17 protein-coding genes and 4 tRNA genes are annotated in these 24,058 nt (G+C 53.9%); 14 read left to right on the top strand and 7 right to left on the bottom strand.

From position 1 onward, the window contains the following. Positions 1-52 precede the first annotated feature (52 nt). Positions 53-1,309 carry a diguanylate cyclase gene (locus tag BEN74_RS06125; RefSeq protein ID WP_068910553.1) on the bottom strand — a complete coding sequence of 419 codons (1,257 nt, stop codon included), beginning with the start codon at positions 1,307-1,309 and terminating at the stop codon, positions 53-55. A 151-nt stretch (positions 1,310-1,460) separates the two neighbouring features. Between BEN74_RS06125 and pyrC the strand changes: the two genes are divergently transcribed. From pyrC to BEN74_RS06175, 11 genes are all read left to right on the top strand, one after another. After that, a complete protein-coding gene (gene pyrC, locus BEN74_RS06130; RefSeq protein WP_068910554.1) occupies positions 1,461-2,495 on the top strand; it encodes a dihydroorotase in 1,035 nt (344 codons plus the stop codon). Next, a complete protein-coding gene (gene rnt, locus BEN74_RS06135; protein ID WP_068910555.1) occupies positions 2,480-3,139 on the top strand; it encodes a ribonuclease T in 660 nt (219 codons plus the stop codon). The genes pyrC and rnt overlap by 16 nt, the downstream gene beginning before the upstream one ends. Positions 3,140-3,159: 20 nt before the next feature. After that, positions 3,160-3,235 (top strand) — tRNA-Glu (locus BEN74_RS06140). Positions 3,236-3,536: 301 nt separating this feature from the next. Further along, a complete protein-coding gene (locus tag BEN74_RS19340) occupies positions 3,537-3,674 on the top strand; it encodes a hypothetical protein (RefSeq protein ID WP_162898150.1) in 138 nt (45 codons plus the stop codon). Positions 3,675-3,797: 123 nt separating this feature from the next. Continuing rightward, complete coding sequence (locus tag BEN74_RS06145) at positions 3,798-5,228, top strand: amino acid permease (RefSeq protein WP_068913328.1); 1,431 nt, start codon at positions 3,798-3,800, stop codon at positions 5,226-5,228. 161 nt (positions 5,229-5,389) lie between these two features. Continuing rightward, a tRNA-Glu gene (locus BEN74_RS06150) sits at positions 5,390-5,465 on the top strand. A 103-nt stretch (positions 5,466-5,568) separates the two neighbouring features. Continuing rightward, complete coding sequence (locus tag BEN74_RS06155; protein ID WP_068910946.1) at positions 5,569-6,981, top strand: amino acid permease; 1,413 nt, start codon at positions 5,569-5,571, stop codon at positions 6,979-6,981. Positions 6,982-7,065: 84 nt separating this feature from the next. Then, positions 7,066-7,953: a hypothetical protein gene (locus tag BEN74_RS06160; protein WP_068910947.1), complete on the top strand. Its 888-nt coding sequence runs from the start codon at positions 7,066-7,068 to the stop codon at positions 7,951-7,953. Between the two features lie 134 nt (positions 7,954-8,087). Then, positions 8,088-8,163, top strand: a tRNA-Glu gene (locus BEN74_RS06165). Between the two features lie 52 nt (positions 8,164-8,215). Further along, positions 8,216-8,291, top strand: a tRNA-Glu gene (locus BEN74_RS06170). 678 nt (positions 8,292-8,969) lie between these two features. Then, positions 8,970-9,671 (top strand): glutathione S-transferase C-terminal domain-containing protein, encoded by a 702-nt coding sequence (locus BEN74_RS06175; protein ID WP_068910948.1) that lies wholly within the window; start codon positions 8,970-8,972, stop codon positions 9,669-9,671. 11 nt (positions 9,672-9,682) lie between these two features. Here BEN74_RS06175 and BEN74_RS06180 read toward each other — a convergent pair whose 3' ends face one another. From BEN74_RS06180 to BEN74_RS06205, 6 genes are all read right to left on the bottom strand, one after another. Then, the gene (locus tag BEN74_RS06180) at positions 9,683-10,927 is read right to left on the bottom strand and encodes an NADH:flavin oxidoreductase/NADH oxidase family protein (RefSeq protein ID WP_068910949.1); all 1,245 of its coding nucleotides are present in this window, start codon (positions 10,925-10,927) and stop codon (positions 9,683-9,685) included. Positions 10,928-11,040: 113 nt separating this feature from the next. Continuing rightward, positions 11,041-12,636, bottom strand: coding sequence for an ABC transporter ATP-binding protein (locus tag BEN74_RS06185; protein WP_068910950.1), 1,596 nt, complete (start codon positions 12,634-12,636; stop codon positions 11,041-11,043). Beyond that, the gene (locus BEN74_RS06190; RefSeq protein ID WP_068910951.1) at positions 12,611-13,624 is read right to left on the bottom strand and encodes an ABC transporter permease; all 1,014 of its coding nucleotides are present in this window, start codon (positions 13,622-13,624) and stop codon (positions 12,611-12,613) included. Before BEN74_RS06190 ends, BEN74_RS06185 begins: the two co-directional genes overlap by 26 nt. Next, the gene (locus BEN74_RS06195) at positions 13,624-14,691 is read right to left on the bottom strand and encodes a microcin C ABC transporter permease YejB (protein WP_068910952.1); all 1,068 of its coding nucleotides are present in this window, start codon (positions 14,689-14,691) and stop codon (positions 13,624-13,626) included. Before BEN74_RS06195 ends, BEN74_RS06190 begins: the two co-directional genes overlap by 1 nt. Before the next feature lie 25 nt (positions 14,692-14,716). After that, on the bottom strand, positions 14,717-16,555 hold the full coding sequence (locus tag BEN74_RS06200) for an extracellular solute-binding protein (protein ID WP_086374350.1): 1,839 nt from the start codon (positions 16,553-16,555) through the stop codon (positions 14,717-14,719). 24 nt (positions 16,556-16,579) lie between these two features. Continuing rightward, the gene (locus tag BEN74_RS06205) at positions 16,580-19,906 is read right to left on the bottom strand and encodes a LysM peptidoglycan-binding domain-containing protein (protein ID WP_068910953.1); all 3,327 of its coding nucleotides are present in this window, start codon (positions 19,904-19,906) and stop codon (positions 16,580-16,582) included. A 205-nt stretch (positions 19,907-20,111) separates the two neighbouring features. Here BEN74_RS06205 and dnaQ point away from each other — a divergent pair, with 205 nt between their 5' ends. The 3 genes from dnaQ (at position 20,112) to nudC (ending at position 24,044) form a co-directional block, all read left to right on the top strand. Further along, entirely contained in the window at positions 20,112-21,497 is a 1,386-nt protein-coding gene (gene dnaQ, locus BEN74_RS06210) for a DNA polymerase III subunit epsilon (protein WP_068910954.1), read from the top strand. Between the two features lie 127 nt (positions 21,498-21,624). Then, positions 21,625-23,268, top strand: a complete 1,644-nt coding sequence (locus tag BEN74_RS06215) for a chemotaxis protein (protein ID WP_068910955.1) — start codon at positions 21,625-21,627, stop codon at positions 23,266-23,268. Then, positions 23,268-24,044, top strand: a complete 777-nt coding sequence (nudC, locus tag BEN74_RS06220; RefSeq protein WP_068910956.1) for an NAD(+) diphosphatase — start codon at positions 23,268-23,270, stop codon at positions 24,042-24,044. The genes BEN74_RS06215 and nudC overlap by 1 nt, the downstream gene beginning before the upstream one ends. Positions 24,045-24,058: the final 14 nt, after the last annotated feature.

Genomic DNA, 24,058 nt, shown 5'->3' on the forward strand with positions numbered 1-24,058 from the left:
AGCACGAATGAGCGGTTTTTTATTGCCTGCGCCTTCAGCTGCCAATCCCGCTTTAAGCCACTTGCGCGGAACGGATGGACTGGTAATAAATCTGGTTGCGCCCCAGCTGCTTTGCGCGGTACAGGGCCTGATCCGCAATAGACAGCAAATCCTCCTTCGACAGCTCTTCGCCGCGGAACACGGTAATGCCCAGACTGATGGTGACATGGTTGGACACCGCTGATTTTTCATGCGGAATCCCCAGCCGGTCAATGGCTTTATAAATATTGGATGCCACAGCATAGGCGCCATGCGCATCGGTTTCCGGCAAAAGCACCACAAACTCCTCCCCGCCATAGCGCGCTACAAAATCCATATGCCGGATCGCGCTTTTAACGGTTTTCGCAATTGAGGAAATTACATCATCGCCTTTCTGATGGCCATAAAAATCGTTGTAGTTTTTAAAATGGTCCACATCAATAAACAGAACCGATAAAGCGCTTTCATCGCGCTTGGCCTGCTCATAGCAGGTGTCGAGCATTTCATCAAAAGTGCGCCGGTTGGAAATTTTGGTCAGCTCATCATGCTGGCTTAAATGCAGCAGCTCCGTGGTATGAATGCGGTGGATTTTTTCACTGATGTCCGCCCGCAGCATATTCAGGAAAATCATCCGTTCGCGCGCGCAGAGCATTTTGCTGATCGCGAAGCCCAGAATGCAGCTGCCGGCCAGCACCCGCCCCATCACCATGGCGTCAAATTTCACATACATGGCGAACAGCATCAGCATGGTGACAACCGCAGCCATCAGGCCAGTCACCAGCATGTGCACAGGCTTCACGCCCGTCAGAATGTAGCCCAAGATGTAGATCATGCAGATAATCATCATGGCCTGATGCTTTAGTGCCGGCGTATGCACCGTCATGGTCAGCCATGACATGGAAATCACCGCCCAGAACACCACGCACATCGCGGCATGCGGAAAATACGGCGTCAGCTTTTTATAGTGTGAAAAAACGAATAAGGTCAAAAGGCAAAGCGCGCCATTCACCAAGCCCGCCAGGCAGTGCATGAAATCATGCGCAAAATGGGCTTTATCTATAATCCAGTAATCGCCGGGTATCATCAGCACGGTTAAAATAAAATAGGCCAGCACGCCCGCCCAGACATACTGCTTAATGTTGCCGCATGCCCTGTCCTGATTGATGGCCCAAAACTGCGTTTCCAGTTTTTTAGGAAAAACCTGCCCGATGCGCCGGCTTTGCCGCGCAATCAATTCTTCTAGTTTTTCTTTATCGTACTGCAGTTTCGCAAGATTGTACTTGTATTCCATGCCCAAGCATTTATGTAGTTTTTTTGTCTGTTTAAAATAGCATAATTTTTAAAATTAATTTATCCCTATCGCGCCATTTGTCTTTAAAAGCCGTTACCATTTTCACACTATATGCATTATCATTTGTTTTATTTCCAAGTTTGAAATCGCCTTGAATACGATTACCCTTATGCAGCCAGATGACTGGCATGCGCATCTCCGTGACGGTCTGGCATTAAAGCGCACTGTTCCTGATTTAGCCAAGCAGTTCGCCCGCGCAATCTGCATGCCGAACCTTGTTCCCCCAGTCAAAACCGTAGAAGAAGCCAATGCCTACCGCGAGCGCATCATGGCGCATGTGCCTGAAGGCATAGCTTTTGACCCGCGCATGGTGCTGTATTTCACCAACAATACTGCGCCCAGCGAAGTGAAAAAAATTAAAGAATCTGAGCATGTCAACGCCATTAAGCTGTATCCGGCCGGCGCGACCACCAACTCGGACAGCGGCGTCAGCGACATCAGCAAAGTCTATGCGGTGATTGAGCAGATGGAAGAGCATCAGGTGCCGCTGCTGCTGCACGGCGAAGTGACGCATAATCATGTCGACATTTTTGACCGCGAAAAGCGCTTTCTGGATGAAGTGCTGTCCCCGCTCCTAAAGCAGTTCCCCAAACTGAAATTGGTGCTGGAGCATATCACCACCAGCGAAGCGGCCAATTTTGTTCTGGAGCAGGACCGCAATGTGGCTGCCACCATCACCCCGCAGCACCTGCTGTTCAACCGCAACGACATGCTGGTCGGGGGCATCAAGCCGCACTTCTACTGCCTGCCGATTTTAAAGCGCCAGACCCATCAGCAGACTTTGCTGGAAGTGGCGACCAGCGGCAATCCTAAGTTTTTCTTGGGCACAGACAGCGCGCCGCACTCAAAAAATGCTAAAGAAAATGCATGCGGCTGCGCAGGATGCTATAGTGCGCCTACCGCAATCGAGCTTTACGCTCAAGCATTTGATCAGGCCGGAAAGATTGAACGGCTCGAAGGCTTTGCCAGCCATTTTGGCGCTGACTTTTATGGCCTCCCGCGCAATACCGGCACCATTACACTGGTGAAAGAAGATCAAGTGATTCCTGAAAGTTTAGACTATTTGGATGGTGAACAGATTATCCCATTGCATGCGGGTAAAACTATCCAATGGAGAAAAGTGTGACAGATGAAACCCTACCAGTCATTGGTCAGCGTTTCCGCGGATTTTTGCCTGTCGTGGTCGATGTCGAAACCGCAGGCTTTAATTCACAGACCGATGCCTTGCTGGAAATCGCAGCCATACCGATTGTGTATGATGCGGAAGGTAAATTTATACCGGGCGATGCGCATCATGCGCATATCAACCCATTTGAAGGCGCAAATTTAGACCGCAGGTCGCTGGACTTTATCGGCATAGACCCATCCAATCCTATGCGCATGGCAATGGCTGAAGATGAGAAAACTGCGCTCAAGCGCATTTTCAAAGCCGTAAATGAAGTGCGCCGCAAACAGAACTGCACGCATGCCATACTGGTCGGCCACAATGCGCATTTTGACCTGGGCTTTGTGCAGGCTGCCATTGCGCGCACCGGCACCAAAAACCAGAATCCGTTCCACAGCTTTTCGGTGTTTGATACCGTGACCTTAAGCGCCGTGGTGTTTGGACAAACGGTTTTAGCCAAATCCTGCATTCAGGCCGGCATTGATTTTGACGGCAAGGAAGCGCACTCCGCTTTATATGACACGCAGAAGACCGCTGAACTGTTTTGCCGAATTTTGAACAGGCTTGGCCCGAATTTGCTTGACAGTCAGGTGGCGGATCAATAAGATACCGCCATCTTCTAAACGTCCCTATCGTCTAGAGGCCTAGGACATCGCCCTTTCACGGCGGTAACCGGGGTTCGAATCCCCGTAGGGACGCCATCTATATTTTCCTTGCCTTATTATTCAATTCAGCTTGGCTTATTCAAGCCCTTAGCATTACATCAATTGCATCTTTTTTTGTCTTGAAAATATCCCTTATTAGCATTGCCCGCTTAATTCAGGCTGATCAATGACGCCCCTATGCCAAGCCGCAGCCATCCGCAGGGCGCAATCCAAATAAAGCTGGGACATTTTTTAAAACATTCAGTTTCTGTAAAAGCAGCTTCTATTCCAAGGCATACATTAAGCAGTCTTTTGGTTATACTCCCGCCTGAACCATTGACTCATTGTTGCTTCCGCTATGCTTAAAAACATTTTACTCGTGTTCATGATTCTGCTGCCGGCAGCCCTGTACCTTTACGTGGTCAGCCGCGGCGATGACGCCAAACCGCCGGCAAAAACGGAGCAAGCCCAGCCGCAGCAGGCATCCAGCCGCTGACTGCAGCGGCCCGGGTATCCACCCTACTAATTAACTACTGAAAAATATAAGAAAAAAACGATTCATGTGGTTTTTCATGCAGCGCAACTATAAACTATATTTTTCAAATTTAACCTTTCAGCTATGCAGTCTCGCTCTCAGCCTTCGCAGCCTCCCTCTGCAGACGGCAGCGCGCCGTCTTTAAAACGCGCAATGACCACGCGTCATTTGATTATGCTTTCACTTGGCGGTGCAATTGGCACAGGCCTGTTCATGGGTTCAGGCGAAGTGATTTCACAGGCCGGCCCTTTAGGCGCGGTGCTTGCCTACGTTATCGGCGGCCTGATTGCCTACATGGTGATGCTGTGCCTGGGCGAGCTGGCGGTGCACCTGCCTGTTTCCGGCTCTTTCGGCGCATTCGCCGCCAACTATATCGGCCCCGGCACCGGCTATATGGTGTCGTGGATGTACTGGCTGGGCTGGTCCGCCACCTTAGGCACAGAATTTACCGCAGCCGCGATTTTAATGCAGGAATGGTTCCCGCAGACCTCTGTCTGGCTCTGGACTTTAGTTTTCGCTGCCGGCGTGCTGCTGTCCAACCTTAGCTCTACCCGCACCTTTGCAGAGTCCGAGTTCTGGCTGTCATTTATTAAAGTCGCCACCGTGCTGCTGTTTATCATACTGGGCTTTGCCTGCATTTTCGGCATCATTCCTTTCCAAGGCTATGAGTCTGCGCCGCTGTTCAGCAACCTGACCAGCCATGGCTGGCTGCCGAACGGCCTGATTCCGCTGTTCACCACCCTGCTGATTGTAAACTTCGCCTTTAACGGCACAGAAATGATCGGCATCGCCGCCGGCGAAACTGAAAACCCGGAAAAGAACGTGCCGAAAGCCATTCATGCTGCCGTCTGGCGCCTGATTATTTTCTTTGTCGGCACCATTGTGGTCATCAGCTCGCTGCTGCCGTACAGCGATGCCGGCCTTAATGCCGGCGGCCACGGCGGCCTCAGCAGCAGCCCATTCGTGACGGTATTCAACCTGATGGGCATTCCCTATGCGGAAGACTTCATCCGCTTTGTGATTATTACCGCGCTGCTGTCTACCGCCAACTCAGGCCTTTACGCCGCTTCACGCATGATGTGGGCGCTCTCAGCGCAGAACCAGCTGCCGCGCGTTTTCGCCAAAGTCAGCAAATCCGGCGTACCGGTTGTGGCTATCTGGGTCACCATGATTGGCGGCCTGCCGGGCCTGCTGTCGGAACAGTTTGGCGCAGACGTGATCTTTAAAAACCTGATGGGCGTGGCTGCCTTCACCATGGTGATTGTCTGGATGAGCATTTGCTGGAGCCAGTTCAATTTCCGCCGCCAGTGGCTGAGGCAGGGCCGCAGCGCCAGTGAGCTGAAATTCCGCACCCCGTGGTTCCCGCTGGTGCCTATCTTGGGCTTTATCTGCTGCACCGCAACCGGCTTAAGCATGGCCGCCGACCCGGAAATGCTGTCCGGCTTTATCGGCTGCCTGCTGTTCATGGCCGCCTGCTATGCAAGCTATTACTGGCTGTACCACAATAAAAACTAAGCTGCAACATGCAGCAGCAACCTTGCAAAGCGCAGCCTGAACAGCTGCGTTTTTTCAATTAAAGCCACTTTTTACACAGTCAATTCAATATTTTAAAAATAAGCCCCAATCCAATTTGACACCCCGCTCAAATATCCATACTATAGCCCTCACCTCGCAGCGTCCCTATCGTCTAGAGGCCTAGGACATCGCCCTTTCACGGCGGTAACCGGGGTTCGAATCCCCGTAGGGACGCCATCTATATCCTCAAAATTATTTTAATTTCACGCATACAAAACCGCTTTGAACTGGCACTTTTTTTCTCTACAATAGCCCGCTTTCCCATACTCATAATAATCCTATGCACTCATCTCCGAATGATGCTTCGCATCATGGCACTTCTGCGCCTTTAAAACGCGCTATGAGTACCCGGCATCTGGTCATGATTTCGCTTGGCGGCGCAATCGGGACCGGCCTATTCTTAGGTTCGGGTGAAGTCATTGCCCAAACGGGGCCTATTGGTGCAATTCTTGCGTATTTCCTCGGCGGCGTCATCGCCTATATGGTTATGCTCTGCCTGGGCGAGCTGGCTGTGCATATGCCTGAATCCGGCTCTTTCGGCACCTATGCCGCCAAGTACATTGGCCCGGGCACCGGCTATACCGTGACTTGGCTGTATTGGCTGACCTGGTCGGCCACTTTAGGCACAGAATTCACCGCAGCTGCCCTGCTGATGCAGGAATGGTTCCCTCATGTTTCGGTTTGGCTGTGGACGCTTATTTTCGCAGCCTTTGTATTCATTATGAATATGAGTTCCACCCGCTGGTTTGCAGAGTCTGAATTTTGGCTGGCGCTGGTGAAAGTCATCACCGTAATCGCATTTATCCTGCTGGGCTTAATGGCGATTTTCGGCATCATCAGCTATCAGGGCGTTGAATCTGCGCCGCTGTTCAGCAACCTGACCGCGCAGGGCTGGTTCCCGCAGGGCTTATTCCCGATTTTCACCACCATGCTGATTGTAAACTTCGCCTTCTCCGGCACAGAGCTGATTGGCGTGGCTGCCGGTGAAACGCAGGATCCGGCAAAGAACGTGCCGAAAGCCATCAATACCGCGATTTGGCGCCTGCTGATTTTCTTTGTCGGCACCATTGTCGTGATCAGCGCGCTTTTGCCGCATGAAATGGCCGGCCTGAACGCCGAAGGCGTCAGCAGCAGCCCATTTGTAACAGTATTTGATCATATCGGCATTCCTTATGCGGAAGACATTATCCGCTTTGTGATCATCACCGCGCTGCTGTCGGCTGCCAACTCGGGCTTATTCGCCGCCTCGCGCATGATGTGGTCACTTTCATATAAGAAAATGCTGCCGGCTGTTTTTTCGCGCCTCACCAGCCACGGCGTGCCTTATGTAGCGATCATTGTCACCATGTTCGGCGCTTTGCCGGGCCTGCTGTCTGAGCAGTTTGCGCCGGAAACCATCTTCAAGAACCTGCTGGGCATCGCGGCCTTCACCATGGTGGTGGTCTGGATGAGCATCTGCCTGAGCCAGTTCAATTTCCGCCGCCAATGGTACAAGCAGGGCCGCACGGCCAAAGAGCTGGGCTTCGCCGCGCCGCTGTTCCCTATTGTGCCGATTCTCGGCTTTAGCTTCTGCTTCATCACCTGCATAAGCATGGTGTTTGATCCGGAAATGCTGCCGGGCTTTATCGGCTGCATGATCTTCATCGCCTGCTGCTATATCAGCTACTACACGCTTTACCACAAAAAAGCCTAATTACGAATTGCTGCAAATCAGAGTGGCTCAGGCCGCTCTTTTTTATGTATATAAGAAGATACAGGGGCAATAAGGCTGCCTTCTATGAAAATTATTTTCATTCACGGCATGAATCAGCAGCATTACAGCGCGCAGACGCTGCGCCAGCATTGGCTGCAGATTTTCCAGCAGGGCCTGCGCTGCAGCCAGTATTCGGCATTCTGCCTCAGCACAGCGCGGATTGAACAGCCGTTCTACGGCGACCTGCTCACGCAGCATCATCAGCAGAATGTTTTAGACCTGAATACTTTTTTGCCCAAAGCATGGCTGAACTTTCCCCTGCATCTGCAGCAGACCGCACAAAAGGCCATGGAGCACAGCGACTTTATTCCATTCCTGCCGCATGACAGCGTCAGCCAGAACCTGCCGATTTCAGCCCGGCTGAACCTTTACAGCGCGCTGGCCAAAGACATCATGCTGAAGGAACTCTCGATTCTGCTGAACCATTTCCCGCAGCTGCATGAAAAGCTGATTCACCAATTTTTAATTGAAGCTTATCTGTATCTATCCAATGAATGCTTTCTGCGCGAAGTTCATGCCAGAATTTTGGCCTGCATGTCTGCACATCAAAAGCATATTGTGGTAGCGCACTCCTTAGGATCGGTCATCGCCTACAACCTGCTGCATATGCACCCTGAGTTTCAAGTCTGCCGCTTCATTACCCTCGGCTCGCCTTTGGCGTTCCGGATCATTCAGGATAAAATCCTGCATCCAATTATCCGGCCCAAAGGCATTCATGGCGACTGGATGAATTTCTATTCGCATGATGATTTTCTAACCGCCTTTCCGCTGAGCAATGCGCCCTTTTGCTTCAAGCCGGCAATTATTAACCAGATGATCTCCACGTTTGCCAATAAGCCGCACGAAATTACCGGCTATCTGCAGCACCCGGATGTGGTGAAATCGATTGTTGAACCGCTGCAAAAACGTTAATTTTCGCCTTTTATTTAAGCAAAACATTCAATTATGCCGATAATTTACGCACTCGCCGCATTTCAGCCAATTTATTGCAGAAAAGCGTTTGACACCCCCCGGTTTTCGCCCTAATATACGCCCACCTCTGAAACGTCCCTATCGTCTAGAGGCCTAGGACATCGCCCTTTCACGGCGGTAACCGGGGTTCGAATCCCCGTAGGGACGCCATTACTCAGCTTGCAAAAGAAAGCAATGGTTTTAAAAATATCTGCTTCACGCTGTCCCTATCGTCTAGAGGCCTAGGACATCGCCCTTTCACGGCGGTAACCGGGGTTCGAATCCCCGTAGGGACGCCATATTCGGGATGGAAACATCTCATGAAAAAGCCCAAGCATAACGACTTGGGCTTTTTTATTTCCGCTGTTTGCGCAGCCTGTCTAGCAGACATAAAGCAGTAAAAATGTTTAGAGGCTTAAACCACTGCCGCCCGATCGTTGAGTAAAATAAACTTTGGATATACTGTAGTGTTGATCAGTTAAGGAGTTTCGCAGTAAATTTCTTAACTTTTTCAGGTTATTCACGGCGGAGTCTTATCGTTTTTAAATCGAATTTTTGGAGCTCGTTTTGTTCCTTGCGAAACAATGTTTTTCATTCGCCAAATGAGAAGCGAAGCTTCGCAAGGAAAGCATCTTGCGGCGCAGTACGCCTCACCGCGAAACCTGTTCACTTTCTGCACTTAAATAATTGTATTGCAAAAACAGTCCATTTCAAAGACCACTGCTTCGCCTTGCGCTTCGAGCAAAAGCAGTGCTTTTACTCTCGCTCAGGTTGCGGATGACACTTCCGCGTATCAAACAATATCACAAGTTTTAAAAAGAAAAAGTCAGTCAGTTTCTTAACTGACTGACATTACAGATATACAGGGTTTTTCAAAGCAGACGCTTCGGCCGCTTTTCAAATGCAGCTTTCCTGATTATGCTGGGCGTATTGCTGCAAGCGCATTATTAATTACTGAACCGATTAAAACTATAAACATGAAACTGACTTTATACCACTTAGCCACTTCACGCTCCCAGCGCATCCTCTGGCTACTGGAAGAATTCCAACTGGCCTATGAGCTAGTTATCTGCAGACAGAACCCGCCGAATGCCGGCATGCAGCAGCTGAAGCAGCACAGCGCATCCGCCAAGCTCCCTACACTGCTGATTCAGGCGGATCAGCAGCAGTTTGCGCTGGCTGAAAGCAGCGCCATTGCAGAATTCCTGCAGCAGCATCTGCAGAAAGCTACAGCAGCGGATTTAACCCTGGAACAGCAGCTGCAGTTCAGCTTCTGGAAAAACTTTGCCGATGCCAGCTTTATGCCGAATTTGGCCTTAAAGCAGATTTTTGCGCAAATTGTGCAGCGCACGCCTTTGCCCCTGCGGCCGGTCAGCTGGTGCTTCAAGCAGGGCTTTAACTTAGGCTATTTAGATCAGGCGATTGCCGCGCAGCTGGACAGCATTGAGCAGCACCTGTCCAAGCATGCTTGGCTGGCCGGCGGCAGCTTCAGCATTGCGGATATTCTGCTGTGGTTTCCGCTGCAGGCCTGCGCGGCTGCGCATCCTGAATTTATGCGGTATCCGCATTGCCGGCATTATTTAGCGCAGATTGAAAGCCGGCCCGCCTTCCAGCAGGCTTTGCTGAAAGGCCAGTGGTCCGACGCCCAATTCAGGCAGTACTGGGCTAAGGCATGGTGAACCGGGCTGCATCAGGCCGATTTGCGCGAATTGACCCGGCCTTTAATCACTGCGGTTAAATTGCCTTTAAGGTATTTAAAGAACACTTTCAGCGGCGACAAGCGCGGGTTGGGCTGCCGGCCTTCGCCTATGGCCTTGAACTGCGCTGCGTACCAGATGATTTCCATAATCGCCATTTTATCGACCATTGGAATGCCGGTTTTAATTTTATCTACGCCGTAGCGCACATCCTGTCCAGCCATCAGGCGCTTGGCCAAATCAATTTCCACCGCAAATGGCCGCGCAATGCCTATGAAGTCGCAGGCGCCACTGTCTAAAGCAGCATTCATGCCGGCTGCGGTGCGGAAACCGCCCGTCACCATCAGGCGGCAGCTGACTTCCTTGCGGATCATGGCGGCGAAATCCAGAAAATACGCCTCGCGCGCAATGGTGCTGGCTTTGCGCCTGTCTTCTTTGGCGCCCGCCATTGCCGGCGCTTCATAGGTGCCGCCGGATACTTCAATCAGGTCAATGCCGGCTGCGTCAATGGCTTTGAATACCGCAACAACATCTTCCTCGCTGATGCCGCCGCGCTGAAAATCCGCCGAATTCAGCTTAACCGAAATAATAAAATTATCCGATGTGGCCGCCCGCACCGCTGTATAGGCCTCCAGCAGAAAACGCATGCGGTTCTCAACCGAGCCGCCCCACTTGTCTTGGCGCTTATTGGTCAGGGGCGATAAAAACTGGCTGATTAAATAGCCGTGCGCGCCGTGCAGCTGCACGCCCTCAAAGCCGGCTTTTTCGCAGATTTTGGCCGCATTGGCAAAGCGCTGAATAATATCCAGAATCTCATCTTCACGCAGTTCGCGCGGGGTGCCAAAAGTTGTCGCCAGCATAGGGCTGAACGGCACAGCCGAAGGCGCAACAGTTTCCCTATTCAGGCCTTTCGGGCACTGCCGGCCTGGATGCGACAGCTGAATCAGCTGCACCATGCCGTGCTTCTTGCCGATTTCCGCCCACTGCCGCAGCAGCGCCAAATCGCGCTCTGACTCTATGGCCACAACACCTGGCTCATTCTTGGCGCGGATATCCACCATGACATTGCCGCTGATGGCGCAGCCCAAGCCGCCTTGAGCCCAGGCCTGATACAGGCCGAAATGCAGGTGATTCGGCTGCCCGGCAGGGTTGGCCAGAGCCTCGCTCATTGCGCCTTTGATGATGCGGTTTTTAAACAGGGTATTGCGGATTTGAATCGGTTCGGCAAGGTGGCTCATGATAAGCGTCCATTTTTATTGCTTTAGATTTATCACTCTAAAGCGATTATTGCGGCCGTCAAGCAAATTATGACAATCACCCTTGTCAAAATTTCCGCTTGACAGCCCAAGGCTCAATACTGACTGGCTTCAATCAGCTTGCGAGTATATTCAGTCTGCGGCTGCGCAAACAGCGCTTCCGTAGGCTGAAACTCCATTACTTTGGCATGGCGCAGCACCAGCACCTTTTGGCACAGCGCCTTCACCACCTGCAAATCATGGCTGATGAAAATGTAGCTCATCTGATATTCCCGCTGCAGATCGCGCAGCAGCTTCACGATTGCGCGCTGCGTGCTGCGGTCCAGGGCTGAAGTCGGCTCATCCAGAATCAGCAGCTTGGGATGCAGTACCAAAGCCCGCGCCAAAGCCACGCGCTGGCGCTGGCCGCCGGACAGCTCATGCGGGTAGCGCAGCCTGAAGTCCGCCGGCAGCTCCACTTTCTGCAGGGCTTCATCAATTCTAGCCTGAACTTCAGCAGCCGAAAGCTTCTGCATTTCCAGCCCTTCGCCAATCGCCTGCTCCACATTCAGGCGCGGATTCAGGCTGCTGAACGGGTCCTGAAAAACCATCTGGAAAGCGCTGCGCAACGGGCGCAGCTGCTTTTCCTGCAGCGCATTCAAATCCTGCCCCTGCAGCACAATCCTGCCATCACTTTCAATTAAGCGCGCTACCGCCAAAGCCAGCGAAGTTTTGCCCGAACCGCTTTCGCCGACAATGCCTATCGACTGGCCTTGCCCCACAGATAAATCCAAAGGCTCTACGGCGGTAAAATAGCCTTTGACCCGGTTCAGCAGGCCCTGCTTGATCGGGAATTTCACCCCCAATTGCGTCAGCTGCAGCAACACGCCCTGTTCAGGCACCGCCAAGGCTTGGCCAAAATCCTGATTCAGCAGATTACGGGTATAAGCCTGCGCCGGCGCACTGAAAATCCGCTCAACCTGGCCCTGCTCTTCCACCAGGCCTTTATTCATGACGATGACCTGATCGGCGTAGCGCCGCACCAGATTCAAATCATGGCTGATCAGAATCACCGCCATATGGCGGCTGCGCTGCAATGACTTCAGCAAGCTGAGGATCTGCGCCTGCAGCGTGACATCCAGCGCAGTGGTCGGCTCATCGGCAATTAAAATATCCGGTTCCAGCGCCAGCGCCATGGCAATCATCACGCGCTGGCGCTGGCCGCCGGACAGCTCATGCGGATAGCGCCGCAGCTTGTCCTGCGGCTCAGCAATGCCGACATCCTGCAGCAGCTGCATCACCCGTTCGCGGGTTTTGGCCTTAGGCCAGCCCTGCAGCAGCAGGGTTTCGCCGATAATTTTTTCTACTCGGTGCAGGGGGTTCAGCGCAGTCATCGGCTCCTGAAAAATCATCGCGATTTTATGGCCGCGGACTTGCCGGTACTGTTCCTGGCTCAGCGCCAGCAGGTCTTGGCCCTGCAGCAGGGCCTGGCCTGAAACCTGCAGATTTTCCGGCAGCAAGCCCAGCAGCGCCAAACTGCTGATGGATTTTCCTGAACCGCTTTCCCCCACCACTGCCAGCGTTTGCCCGGCATGCAGCTCAAAGCTCAGATCCTGCACCAGCGCCTGCGCGCCATGCTGAATATGCAGATGGCTGACGCGCAGCATGGCCTGGCTGTCCGGCAGCTTAGTGCTGTCTTGGATCGAATGCATCGCGCGCCGCCTCCCCGATATAAATCAATAAAGACAGCACAATAGCTAAAGTGAAAAAGCCGGATAAGGCCAGCCACGGCGCATTTAAGTTATTCTTGCCCTGCAGCAGCAGCTCGCCCAAGGAGGCGGCGTCCGGCGGCAAGCCGTAGCCGAGAAAATCCAGCGCCGTTAAGGCTGTAATATTCGCGGTCAGCATGAACGGCAGCTGCGACAGGCTGGAACTCATGGCATTCGGCAGAATATGCCGGAACATGATGGTCCGGTCAGTCACGCCCAGGCTGCGCGCAGCCCGCACATAGTCGAAATTGCGCGCGCGCAGAAATTCCGCCCGCACCAGGCCTACCAGCGCCGGCCAGCCGAACAGCAGCATAATGGCAAACAGCCAGTACACGCTGGGGCTGAACATGCTGACCAGAATCATCACCATGAACAGCATCGGCAGGCCACCCCAGACTTCCAGTATGCGCTGGCCGATTAAATCGATCCAGCCGCCGTAGTAGCCCTGTATGGCGCCAACAATAATCCCCAGCACGGCGGAAGCCAGCGTCAAGGCGAAGCCGAACAGCAGCGACACGCGCAGGCCGTAGAGGATGCGCGCCAGCACATCGCGGCCCTGATCATCCGTGCCCAGCCAGTTTTGCGCGGTCGGCTCAGAAGGCACAGGCACGGTTAAATCCAGATTCGGAGTTTGAAATGAATAGGCGATCAGCGGCCAAAGCGCCCAGCCCTTATCGTTAATCAGCCGCTGCACCGCAGGGTCTTTGTAGTCCGCCTCGGTTTCAAACACGCCGCCAAAGGCTGTTTCCGGATAGGCTTTCAGCACCGGCACATACAGGCTGCCGCCATATTTCACCAGCAGCGGCTTGTCATTGGCGATCAGTTCCGCGCCCAAAGACAGCGCGAAAATAACCGCAAATACAATAAAGCAGCCAAAGCCGAGCTTATTGCGCTTAAAGCGCTGCACGCGCGCCTGCATCATCGGCGTCATTATTTCGCCCCCCGCGATTCAAAGTTAATCCGCGGGTCAATCACCTGATACAGCACATCGCTGATTAAGCGCAGAATCAGCCCCAGCAGGGTAAAGATAAACAGCGTGCCGAAAATCACCGGATAGTCGCGCTGCACAATCGCTTCAAAGCCCAGCAGGCCCAGCCCGTCCAGATTGAAAATAATTTCAATGAATAAGTTGCCGACAAAAAAGATCCCGATCAGCGCTTCCGGCAGGCCGGCAATCACAATCAGCATGGCATTGCGGAACACATGCCCGTACAGCACGCGCGATTCGGTCAGGCCCTTGGAGCGGGCGGCCAGCACGTACTGCTTATTCAGCTCTTCCATAAAGGAATATTTGGTCAAATAGGTCAGGCCGGCAAAACCGCCAATCATCATGGCCAGCAAAGGCAGCGCCATATGCCAGAAATAGTCGGCAATTTTTCCCCAAAGGCTCAGCTCGGCAAAGTTTTCAGACACCAGGCCCTGCAGCGGAAACCATTGAAAATAAGAGCCGCCGGCAAAGAACACAATCAGCAGAATCGCAAAAGCAAAGGCTGGAATGGCATAGCCCACCGCCAGCAGCACCGAGGTCGCTTTATCAAACAGCAGGCCATGCCGGCGGGCCTTTTTAATGCCCAGCGGGATGGACACCGCGTAAATCAGCAGCGTGCTCCATAAGCCCAGAGACAGCGAAACCGGCAGCTTTTCCCACAGCAGCTGGGTCACCGGCTTATCCTTAAAAAAACTGGTGCCGAAATCCAGAACAGCATAGCTTTTCAGCATCCGCCAAAAGCGCTCCGGCGCGGGCTGATCAAAGCCGTACTGGGCTTCAATTTTTTTCACCATGTCTTCGCTTAAGCCTTTGGCGCCCTGATATTTGCTGCTGTTCTGCGCGGTTTCTCCACCGCCGGCAGCGCCAATGCCCTGAAATGCTTCAGCCCGCTGAATCGCCTGCTCGACCGGCCCGCCCGGCGCAATTTGAATGACCATGAAATTGATCAGCAAAATCGCCAATAAGGTGGGAATAATCAGCAGCAGCCTTTTTACGATATATGCGCCCATCATTGATTATCCTTATGCTTTGGGCCTATTTCCTGCGCAGATAATGCGCCACTTTTTGCGCCTGCGCGGCATCGCTCCACCAGTAGTCAATGCCTGTCGACAGCTTGGGCTTGCGCTGCGGCTGCCGGTACATATTCCAGTATGCCAGCCAGTTTTCCCCTTTGCCATAGGTGGGAATCTGATAATAGCCGGCGCGCAGCAGACGGTCTAAGGCCCGGGTACGGGTGACCAGGCTGGCGCGGTCAGGCGCGCGGATCAGCTGCTGCACAACCGCATCAATCGCGGGATTTTTAATGCCGGCATAGTTGTAATTGCCGGGCTGATCCGCCGAGGCGCTGCCCCAGAACTGCGCCTGCTCCGTGCCTGGACTAAGGGACTGCGGCATGGCGTCCGTAGTCATGTCAAAGTCCTTGGTGCGCATGCGCTCTATGTACTGCGGCACATCCACCTGGCGGATCGTCATCTGAATGCCCAGGCGCTTCAGATTGCGCACAAAGGGCATTAAAGTGCGCTGCAGGCCGTCCTGATGAATCAGGAATTCAATTTCAACCGGCTTGCCGGATTTATCCAGCAGCCGGCCGTCTTTAAATGTATAGCCGGCATTCAGCAGCAGCTGGCGCGCAATCAGCAGATTGCTGCGGTTGAAGCCGCTGCCGTCAGACACCGAATATTTCCAGTCTTTGAGTACGCCGGCGCGCTGCACCGGATCAAGCTTTGCCAGCTGCGGCTTCAGCACAGCCAGTTCCGCTGCCGACGGCAGGCCTTTGGCCTCCAGTTCGCTGTTGGAAAAAAAGCTCTGCAGGCGCCGGTACTGGCCATAAAACAGCGCCTTGTTCTGCCATTCAAAATCGTAGGCATAGGTCAGCGCCTGGCGCAGGCGGATGTCCTGAAACGGCGCGCGGCGGGTATTGAAGACATAGCTCTGGGTGGCAATCGGGTTGTAATGCTGGAAGCGGTATTTCACCACCATGCCGGCTTTGACTGCCGGAAAATGGTATTCCGTCACCCATTTGCGCGCAGTCAATTCTTCATGCAGGGTATACTGCCCGGACTTGAAGCCTTCAAAAGCGATGTCGAGGCTGCGGTAATACACATATTTCAGCCGGTCAAAATTATAGCGCCCCTTATTCACCGGCAGGTCTTTGCCCCAGTAATCCGGATTGCGCTTATAGCTGATGCTGCGCCCGGCATCAATGCGCTCAATCAAATACGGCCCGGAGCCTAAAATCGGCTGCAGGGTAATGCGGCTGAAGTCTTTGCGGCTCCAGTCCTTTTTGGAATAGATCGGCATCTGCGCCAAAATCAGCGGCATTTCGGCATTGCTGTCCGACTTGAAGCTCATTTTGACCTGATGCCTGGACAGCACTTCAGTTTTGGCCAAATCCGCCAGATACATCTGCAGGCCCGGATTAGACTTGGTCTGAAAGGCGTCAAAGCTGTATTTGACGTCGGTTGCCGTCAGCGGCGAGCCGTCGCTGAATTTGGCTTTAGGATTGAGATGGAAAATCACATAGGCCGGCTTCTGCGGATCAAAAGTAGCTTTTTCCGCCAGCAGCGGGTACATCACCCCCGGCTCATCCAAAGAGCTGCTCATCAGGCTGTCAAACAGGTAATTCACCCCGTCCGCGGCGCTGCCCTTGCCGTTCATGCTGTTCAGATTGTCAAAAGTGCCGTTGCTGGAGCTGCTTAAATAGCCGCCCTTGGGCGCAGCCGGGTTGGCATACGGCATGGCGGAAAGCCCCACATACAGCGGCGCGCTGTGCACGGCAACAAAAGGCGTAGTTTGCAGCGCCGCCCACGCGCCCTGCGTCAATGCAGCGCCGCAGGCGAAAATCAGGCGCTTGGCTGCGGACGGCATATGCATACTGCTCCGTGTACTAGGCCGGCTTTAATTCGGCACTTTAATGACATCGCCAATCCGCAGCTGCGCGGAAGGCTGCAGGTCATTCATTTCCGCCAATGCATTGCTTTCCATGCCGTAGCGGCTGGCCAAGCCGATCAGGGTATCGCCGCGCTTGATGCGGTATTCGCTGATGGTCTTCGGAATGGCAATTTTCTGGCCGACGCGCAAGCCGGCGCGCGGGCTTAAATTATTCATTTCCGCCAGTTCCGCTGCGCTGATGCCGATGCGGCTGGCAATCGCATTCAGCGATTCTCCGGCCTTTACGGCATAGCTTTCTGTGCTGCCGGCATTGCGCGGCGCAGCTGAAACCGCTTTGCTGCTGGCCTTGGGCTGTTCCAGCACCGGCGCATCCGGCACATCACCAGTCAGCTTTAAGCGCTGGCCCGCCCGCACGGCGCTGCTGCGGCTTAAATTATTCAGCTCAGCCAAATAGTTCAGCTGCAGGCTGTATTTCTGCGCAATCGCGCTGAGGGTTTCGCCGGATTTCACCACATGGCTGTCTTTGACCAGTCCAGTACTGCCGCGGCTGCCGGCCTTGGCGGCGGCTTTGCTTTCGGTTTTCGCTTCCGCCTTAACCTCTGGAACATCGCCGGTCAATTTCAGGCGCTGCCCTGCGCGCAGGCCCGCATTGCGGCTCAGGCCGTTGACATTAGCAATATAGTCCATGCCCAGATTATAGCGCCCCGCAATGCCGGACAAGGTATCGCCGGACTGCACCGTATACTGTTCAGGAACCATTGCGCCGGCTGGAATTTTTAAAGTCTGGCCGACCAGCAGCCCGCTGCTGGCGGAAATTTTATTCAGCTCCGCCAGTTCGCTCATGGCCATTTTAGCCTGCGAAGCAATGCTGTACAGCGTGTCGCCGCGCTGCACCGCATAGCTTTCGGTTTTATAGCTGGCTTCAGCTTTGGCCTCAGGCTTCGCGCTGGAAACAGGCGATTTTTCATCCGCTTTGGCGCTGGATGAAGTCGCGGTGCCATTGACTTCATTTAAAGGCACATTGATTTTCTGCCCCACCAGCAGGCTGCTGGACGGAGTCAGGCCGGCGGTTAAATCCGCCAGCTCCTGATTGGACAAGGCATAGCGGTCTGCAATCAGCTTCAGGTATTCGCCGCGCTTCACCGTATAGGACTTGGTCGGCACTTTCTGGGCTTTTTTCTCCGCTTCGGCCTTTTTGCTGTCCGCTTCCAGTTTCGCTTTAGAAGCCGGAGTTTCTTTCAGCGACAGCTTCTGCCCGACCAGCAGGCCGCTGCTGGCATTCAGGCCGTTGTAATCCGCCAGCTGCTTCACCGATAGGCCAAACTGGCTAGCAATGCCGCTTAGGCTGTCATTGGCTTTCACCACATAGCTTTCCGGCTGGGCTTTGGCCTTGGACTGTTCCGGCGGCGCTGCAGGCTTCGCGTCATACAAATAAATCACGGTGCCGACATATAAAGTCGAGGACGCATCCATCTGGTTCCATTTGGCCACATCGCGCCAGTTCACGCCATTTTTCATCGCAATGACGGCCAGCGTGTCGCCTGGCTGAACCGTATAGGTGCTGCGCTTGCCTTTAGGCGCAACAACAACAATTTCAGAGTCGGTTTTAATGTAGTTTTTATCCAGATTGCGCTTCGCTTCGTCTGAATCCGGGCGCGTGCTTTCCGCTACGCCTTTAGGATAGGCAAAGCCCTTGGTCAGCTCTTTGCCCTGCTGCTCAGCTACGGATAAGCTGGTTTGAATCGCGGTCAGCTTGATTTTGCCGTCATAGGGGTCAACAATTTCCGTGCCTTGCGGCGCCAGCGCTTTCAGCTCCTGCACCACTTCGTCCTGTTCCGCCTTGCTGGCGACAGGCTTCAGCACTTCGTCCACAGTTTTGCTTTGGCCTTCGGCCTGAATGGCGGCCATGATCTGCTCACGCTCTTTGGCGGACAGCGGCGGCTCTGCTGAAACCGCTTTCACCGGCGCAGCCGGCGTTACAGCCACAGGAATGCGCGGCGCGCTGGGAATATCGGTGCTGGAGGCAAAGGCTGCCAGAGCCGATGAGCCTTGCGGCGTTTTAGCCTGCGGCCGGCCAAAAGCAGCGGCGCTGGAATCGCTCACAGCAGGCTTGGCGGCAGCCGGTTTAGCTGCCGAAGCAATCAAAGGCGGCACAGACGCAGACGGCACAATCACTTTGGAATTCAAATCCGGCGGCGCTTCGCGCGATGGCGCAATCACGGCATTATTTTTCGGCAAGTCCTGGCTGAAGCCGCCGGCCCAGTAGCCGCCTGAACTGGACTGCATTTTTTTCAGCCTGCCGTCTACAGACGGGCTGACATCTGCAGGAATCAGAATTTTCATCGGGCTGGCCGTGTCAATGATTTCGCCGCGGTGGCCGGGGTTCAGCGCATAAAGTTCGGCGCGGCTTAAGCCGGTAACGGCTGAAATTTCATTCAGGCTAGCAGGCCCGACCACTACTTCCCTGAAGTGCGGGCGGTTGGCAATCGGCGGCAGGCTGACGCCGTACTCGCCCGGATTTTTAACAATCTGCGCAACCGCCAGGAAGCGCGGCACATAGTTCATGGTTTCCTGCGGCAGCTTCAGCGACCAGTAGTCTGTCGGCAGGCCGGCAGCCTTGTTGCGGTTAATCGCCTGCTGAATGCGGCCCGGGCCTGCGTTGTAGGACGCCAAAGCCAGCTCCCATGAACCGAACTGATTGTAAAGGCTGCCTAAAAATTCATAAGCGGCGCGGGTCGATTCAACCACGTCACGGCGCCCGTCATACATATTGGTCTGCTTCAAGCCGTAAATGCGGCCGGTGCTGGGAATAAACTGCCAGAGGCCGGCAGCGGCAGCGCTGGAAGTCGCGGCCGGGTCATACGAGCTTTCAATCACCGGCAGCAGCGCCAGTTCGGTCGGCATGCCGCGGCGCTCCGCCTCTTTCACCGTGTGGTACAGATAGCGCGACGCGCGCGCGCTTAAGCGGTCAATATAGGGCTGGCGCGAAGCGAACCAGCCGCGCTGCGCCTCAATGCGGGTGTCCCAATGGTTTAAATCCATCTTAAAGCCCACCGTCATGCGCTTCCACACATCGCCGTGCTTTAAAACCTGCAGCCGGTCGCCTTCCACCGCGCGCATATCGGTGGCGGAAAGCAGATCTTCCAGGCCATCCAGGCTGCCGGCATCCAGATAGCCAGAAGACCCAGCCATTTTCGACTTCGATGCCTGCGTTGCGCTTGACGTCGATGAACAGCCCGTCAAGCCTAAAGCGGCCAATGCTGAACCCAATACTGTAATTTTAAATAATGCAGGCAAAGCGGGCTGACACCGGATCAAGGCTGGTTTATACATAAAAAAATCCAAACAACTCGTATAAAATTTATTTTTTAGATCTGCCATTGTAGTGAAGCGGGACGCAGACACAAGGCGTTAATTTAACGCTATTTCGGTATAAATGTTACAAGAAATTAAAAAATCGCAGCGATATCGCTTTCGCAATTCCAATTGCGCTATACAATACTGCCCTTATCTTTGCCTTATTTGCGGATTCACATTTATGTCACAAACAATCACTCTTTACGTTGATGGCGCATGTCGCGGCAATCCAGGTTTAGGCGGTTGGGGAGCATATGTCATCACTGAATCCGCAGAGCACAAGCTCTGCGGCGGCGAAGCCGAAACCACCAACAACCGCATGGAGCTGAGCGCTGCCATTGAAGGCGTGCTGTTCTGCCCTGCAGACGCCAAGCTGGAAATCTGGACGGACTCTAAATATGTCAAGCAAGGCATTACCGAGTGGATTCACGGCTGGAAAAAGAAAAACTGGAAAGATGTAAAAAACCCGGACCTGTGGAAAAAGCTGGACGCCGCCTGCCAGGGCCGCGACATTGCATGGCACTGGATTAAAGGCCATGCCGGCCACCCAGGCAATGAAATGGCCGACCAGCTGGCCAACCAAGGCGCCGACGAAACTCTGGCAAAAATCAAAAACGGCATGGATGGCGCGCCTAAAAAAAAAGCGGAAGCTGACTGGCTGCTGAACGACCCTTTCGGCCTGGATCTGGCCGATGCCGAAGATGAGCTTGAGGCTGAAGACGCCCTGGACGCAGCGGAACAGCCGGAAGAAATGCCGGAAGCGGCGGGCATTCCAGCAGATGCGCCGGCTGCCGGTGAAGCCTCCACGCAGCGTCCCGCCGCAGCGCCCATGCATCCAATGATTGTGATTACGCCGGCCACGGTGGAAATGCAGGGCCCGCGCCAGCTGATTCTGGATACAGAAACCACCGGCTTCTACTTTCAGGACACTGACCGCATTATTGAAGTCGGCGCGATTGAAATGATCAACCGCAAGCTCACCGGCAGCTCAATCCATATTTACATCAACCCGAAAAAGCCGGTCGGCGAATCGGAAAACATCCACGGCATAAGCGATGAGTTCTTAAAGGATAAGCCGGAATACGCGGAAATTGCAGGCGTGCTTTTTGACTACCTGAAAGGCGCGGAAATTATCGCGCATAACGCGACATTCGATATGAACTTCCTGAACATGGAATTCACCCGCGTCGGCTTTCCCGCGCTGTCGGAAGTCTGCGAAGTCACCGATACCTTAGCGATGGCCAAGGCCAAGCATCCCGGGCAGAAAAATTCCCTGGATGCCTTAGTGCGGCGCTATGAAATTCCGCAGCGCGACCGGACCTTCCACGGCGCCCTGCTGGATGCGGAAATCCTGTCAGATGTTTATCTGGCGATGACCGGCGGCCAGGTTTCCTTTGATATGGATGCCCTGACCTATGCCGATCATGCCCAAGGGCAAACCGACAGACAGGCCGTGCAAATTGAGCTGCCGCTGATTCTGCCGAGCGCGGCGGAGCTTGAGGCGCATGAGAATTGGGTCAAGGAATTTGCAGAAAAACATGGCACGCCTTGCCTTTTTGCAAAATAAAATCTACATTCCCTGTTACTTTTTGTATTTAAACCGTTAATACTTACGCTATAGTTAAACAAAAGATGGCCCGCCTGAACGCAGGCGGCTCATAAACAAGATAAAACCCTAGGAAAGGTGCAGATCCATGTCTTACCAAACCTCTATTCATTTTGACCCGACAGCACTGCTGATAATAAAAAATGAGGTTGATAACTCGATTAAATTAGTCGAATCAGCAGTCAGCACCCTAGTAGAAGATCAGACTTTACCTTTCGGCATTGATGATGCGCTGAACCAGTTTGAGCAGTGCGCGCAAGTGCTGGCTTTAATTGACATGTCCAGCCTGGCGAAAATCGCCCAATATTCGGCGGAACTGATGCGCAAGATCATGGGGAATCCTGCCGTTATCAACACCACCGATGTGGTGGCGCTCAGCGAAGGCACCACCATGCTGAAGCGCTATGTGGAGTTCATCTGCCTGCGCGAAGTCAAAATTCCGCAGTTCCTGCTGGACACCCTGAACCGCCTTGAACTGGCTTTAGGCAAGCCGGTAACTGCGGAAGGCCAGCATATTGAAGCGTTGCTGGACTGCATCACCCCGGACTTTGACCTGCCGCAGGCGCCTGCGCTGGAAAAATCCCAATATGTGCAGCGCCTGTACAAGCTGGCCTTAAGCAAGCTGCTGAAGCAGGAAGAAAGCGAGTTGGACCTTCAGGCCATTAAGCTGGCCGGCGCCTATTTGAGCGGGCTGTCAGAAAAGCACCCGAGCAAGCAGTACTGGAATCTGGTCTTCGCCGCTTTCAATCACATTGACCAGCTGCTGATCAATGAGCCGCGCCTGCGCACCCTAGTCAGCATTGAGCGCAACATCGCGCAGTACTTCAGCGCGCCGGAGCGCTTTAAAGCTTCGCTTTTAGACTTGGCGAATGTGCTGAGCCTGTGCATCAGCCAGGAAGATGAAGTGTCGCAGCATATCCGCGCCAAGCTGAATATCGGCGAAGACCTGCTGACCGACACCCAGCTGCAGGTGTTCAGCCGCCATCTGTATGGCCCTGATTTCGACACCATGCACACCATCAGCAATCTGGTGACCGCTGAAATGGCGCAAATCCGCAATGATATTGAGTTCAACTATCAGAACATGGCACCGGAAAAAACCCAGGAACTGCAGGGCAAGCTGCTGCAGCTGGCGAATATTTTCAAAGTGCTGAATCTGAATGAAGCGCACAATGACCTTGCGCGCCAGGCAGCCTCGCTGAGCCAAAGCGAAATTCTGAAAGATGACAGCTTTGCGCAGCAGCTGATGAACGGCATTTTGTCTGCAATGAACTCGATTGGCGTGCTGGAGCGCCACCACACTTCCAGCCGCCTGCAGCTGCGCGTGAACAACATGAATATTTCACTCGACCGCCTGGACGAAGCGCATGAAGCCCTGCTGAATGAAACTAAAAAACTGATTGACCTGTCCAGCCAAGCGCTGGTGCAGCATGTCAAAGATCAGGATGCAGCGCCTTTAGAAGCGGTGCCGGTGCAGCTGCGTGAAATTGGCGGCGCCCTGCTGTTCTTAAATGCCGAATCCGGCCAAGAGGCATTGAGCGCTGCCGCCGGCTTCCTGCAGGAGCGCCTGGATGCTGCAGCCGAATTGAAGGTAGCTGACATCAACAATGTGCTGGACACGCTCGCAAGCGCAGACATGCTGATTGACAACTTGAAGAGCAAGCAGCCGGTGCTGCACGCCATGTTTAAAGTCGCACTGGACAGCAGCGGCAAGCTGAAATCGGCAGCCTGATGAGCGCGCTGTCCCTTGCCTATATTTTCAAGCAGCAACTGCTTCTGGTCGATGAGCGCTATCAGCTGCCGCGGGTTGAAAGCCTGGCAAGCGACCTGCTGATCAGCGCGGGTGATCAGGTGATTGCCCGCGACCTGCTGGATGACGAATCCATTCCCGCAGGCCTGCAGCTGGTGCCGATCCGCCAGCTGCTGCAGCTGTGGACGGTTGAGCAGTTTGAGCAGGCCAGCCGCGCAATCCAGCTGCTGGAATGGCGGCGCAATCATAAATTCTGCAGCCACTGCGGCCAGCGGACTGAAGCGCATGGCAGCGAATACGCCATGGTCTGCCCGTCTTGCGGCTATCATCAGTATCCCCGCGTCAATCCCTGCGTGATTACCGTGATTACCCGCGGCAAGGACGAAATTCTTCTGGCCAAAAGTGCGCGCAATAAAAACAGCGGCATGTATGGCCTGATTGCCGGATTTGTTGAAGTGGGCGAAACGCTGGAAGAGGCTGTCCGGCGCGAAACACTGGAAGAAGTCGGCCTGTCGCTGAAAGGCATTCAGTATTTGGCCAGCCAGCCGTGGCCGTTTCCAAGCAATTTGATGATTGCCTTTAAAGCCGAGTACGCTGCGGGAGATATTGCGCTGCAGCCGGAAGAAATCAGCGACGCCGCCTTTTTCAAGTTTGATCAGCTGCCGGAAATTCCATTCAAAGGCAGCATTGCGCATGCCATGATCATGCATGCGGTGCATGGCTCTGCCGCGGCCGACGATACGCGGGCCTGGCTCTAGGCCGGCTTTCCCGC

The organism is Acinetobacter sp. WCHAc010034, from assembly GCF_001696615.3.
In the GTDB taxonomy this organism is placed as follows: Bacteria; Pseudomonadota; Gammaproteobacteria; order Pseudomonadales; family Moraxellaceae; genus Acinetobacter.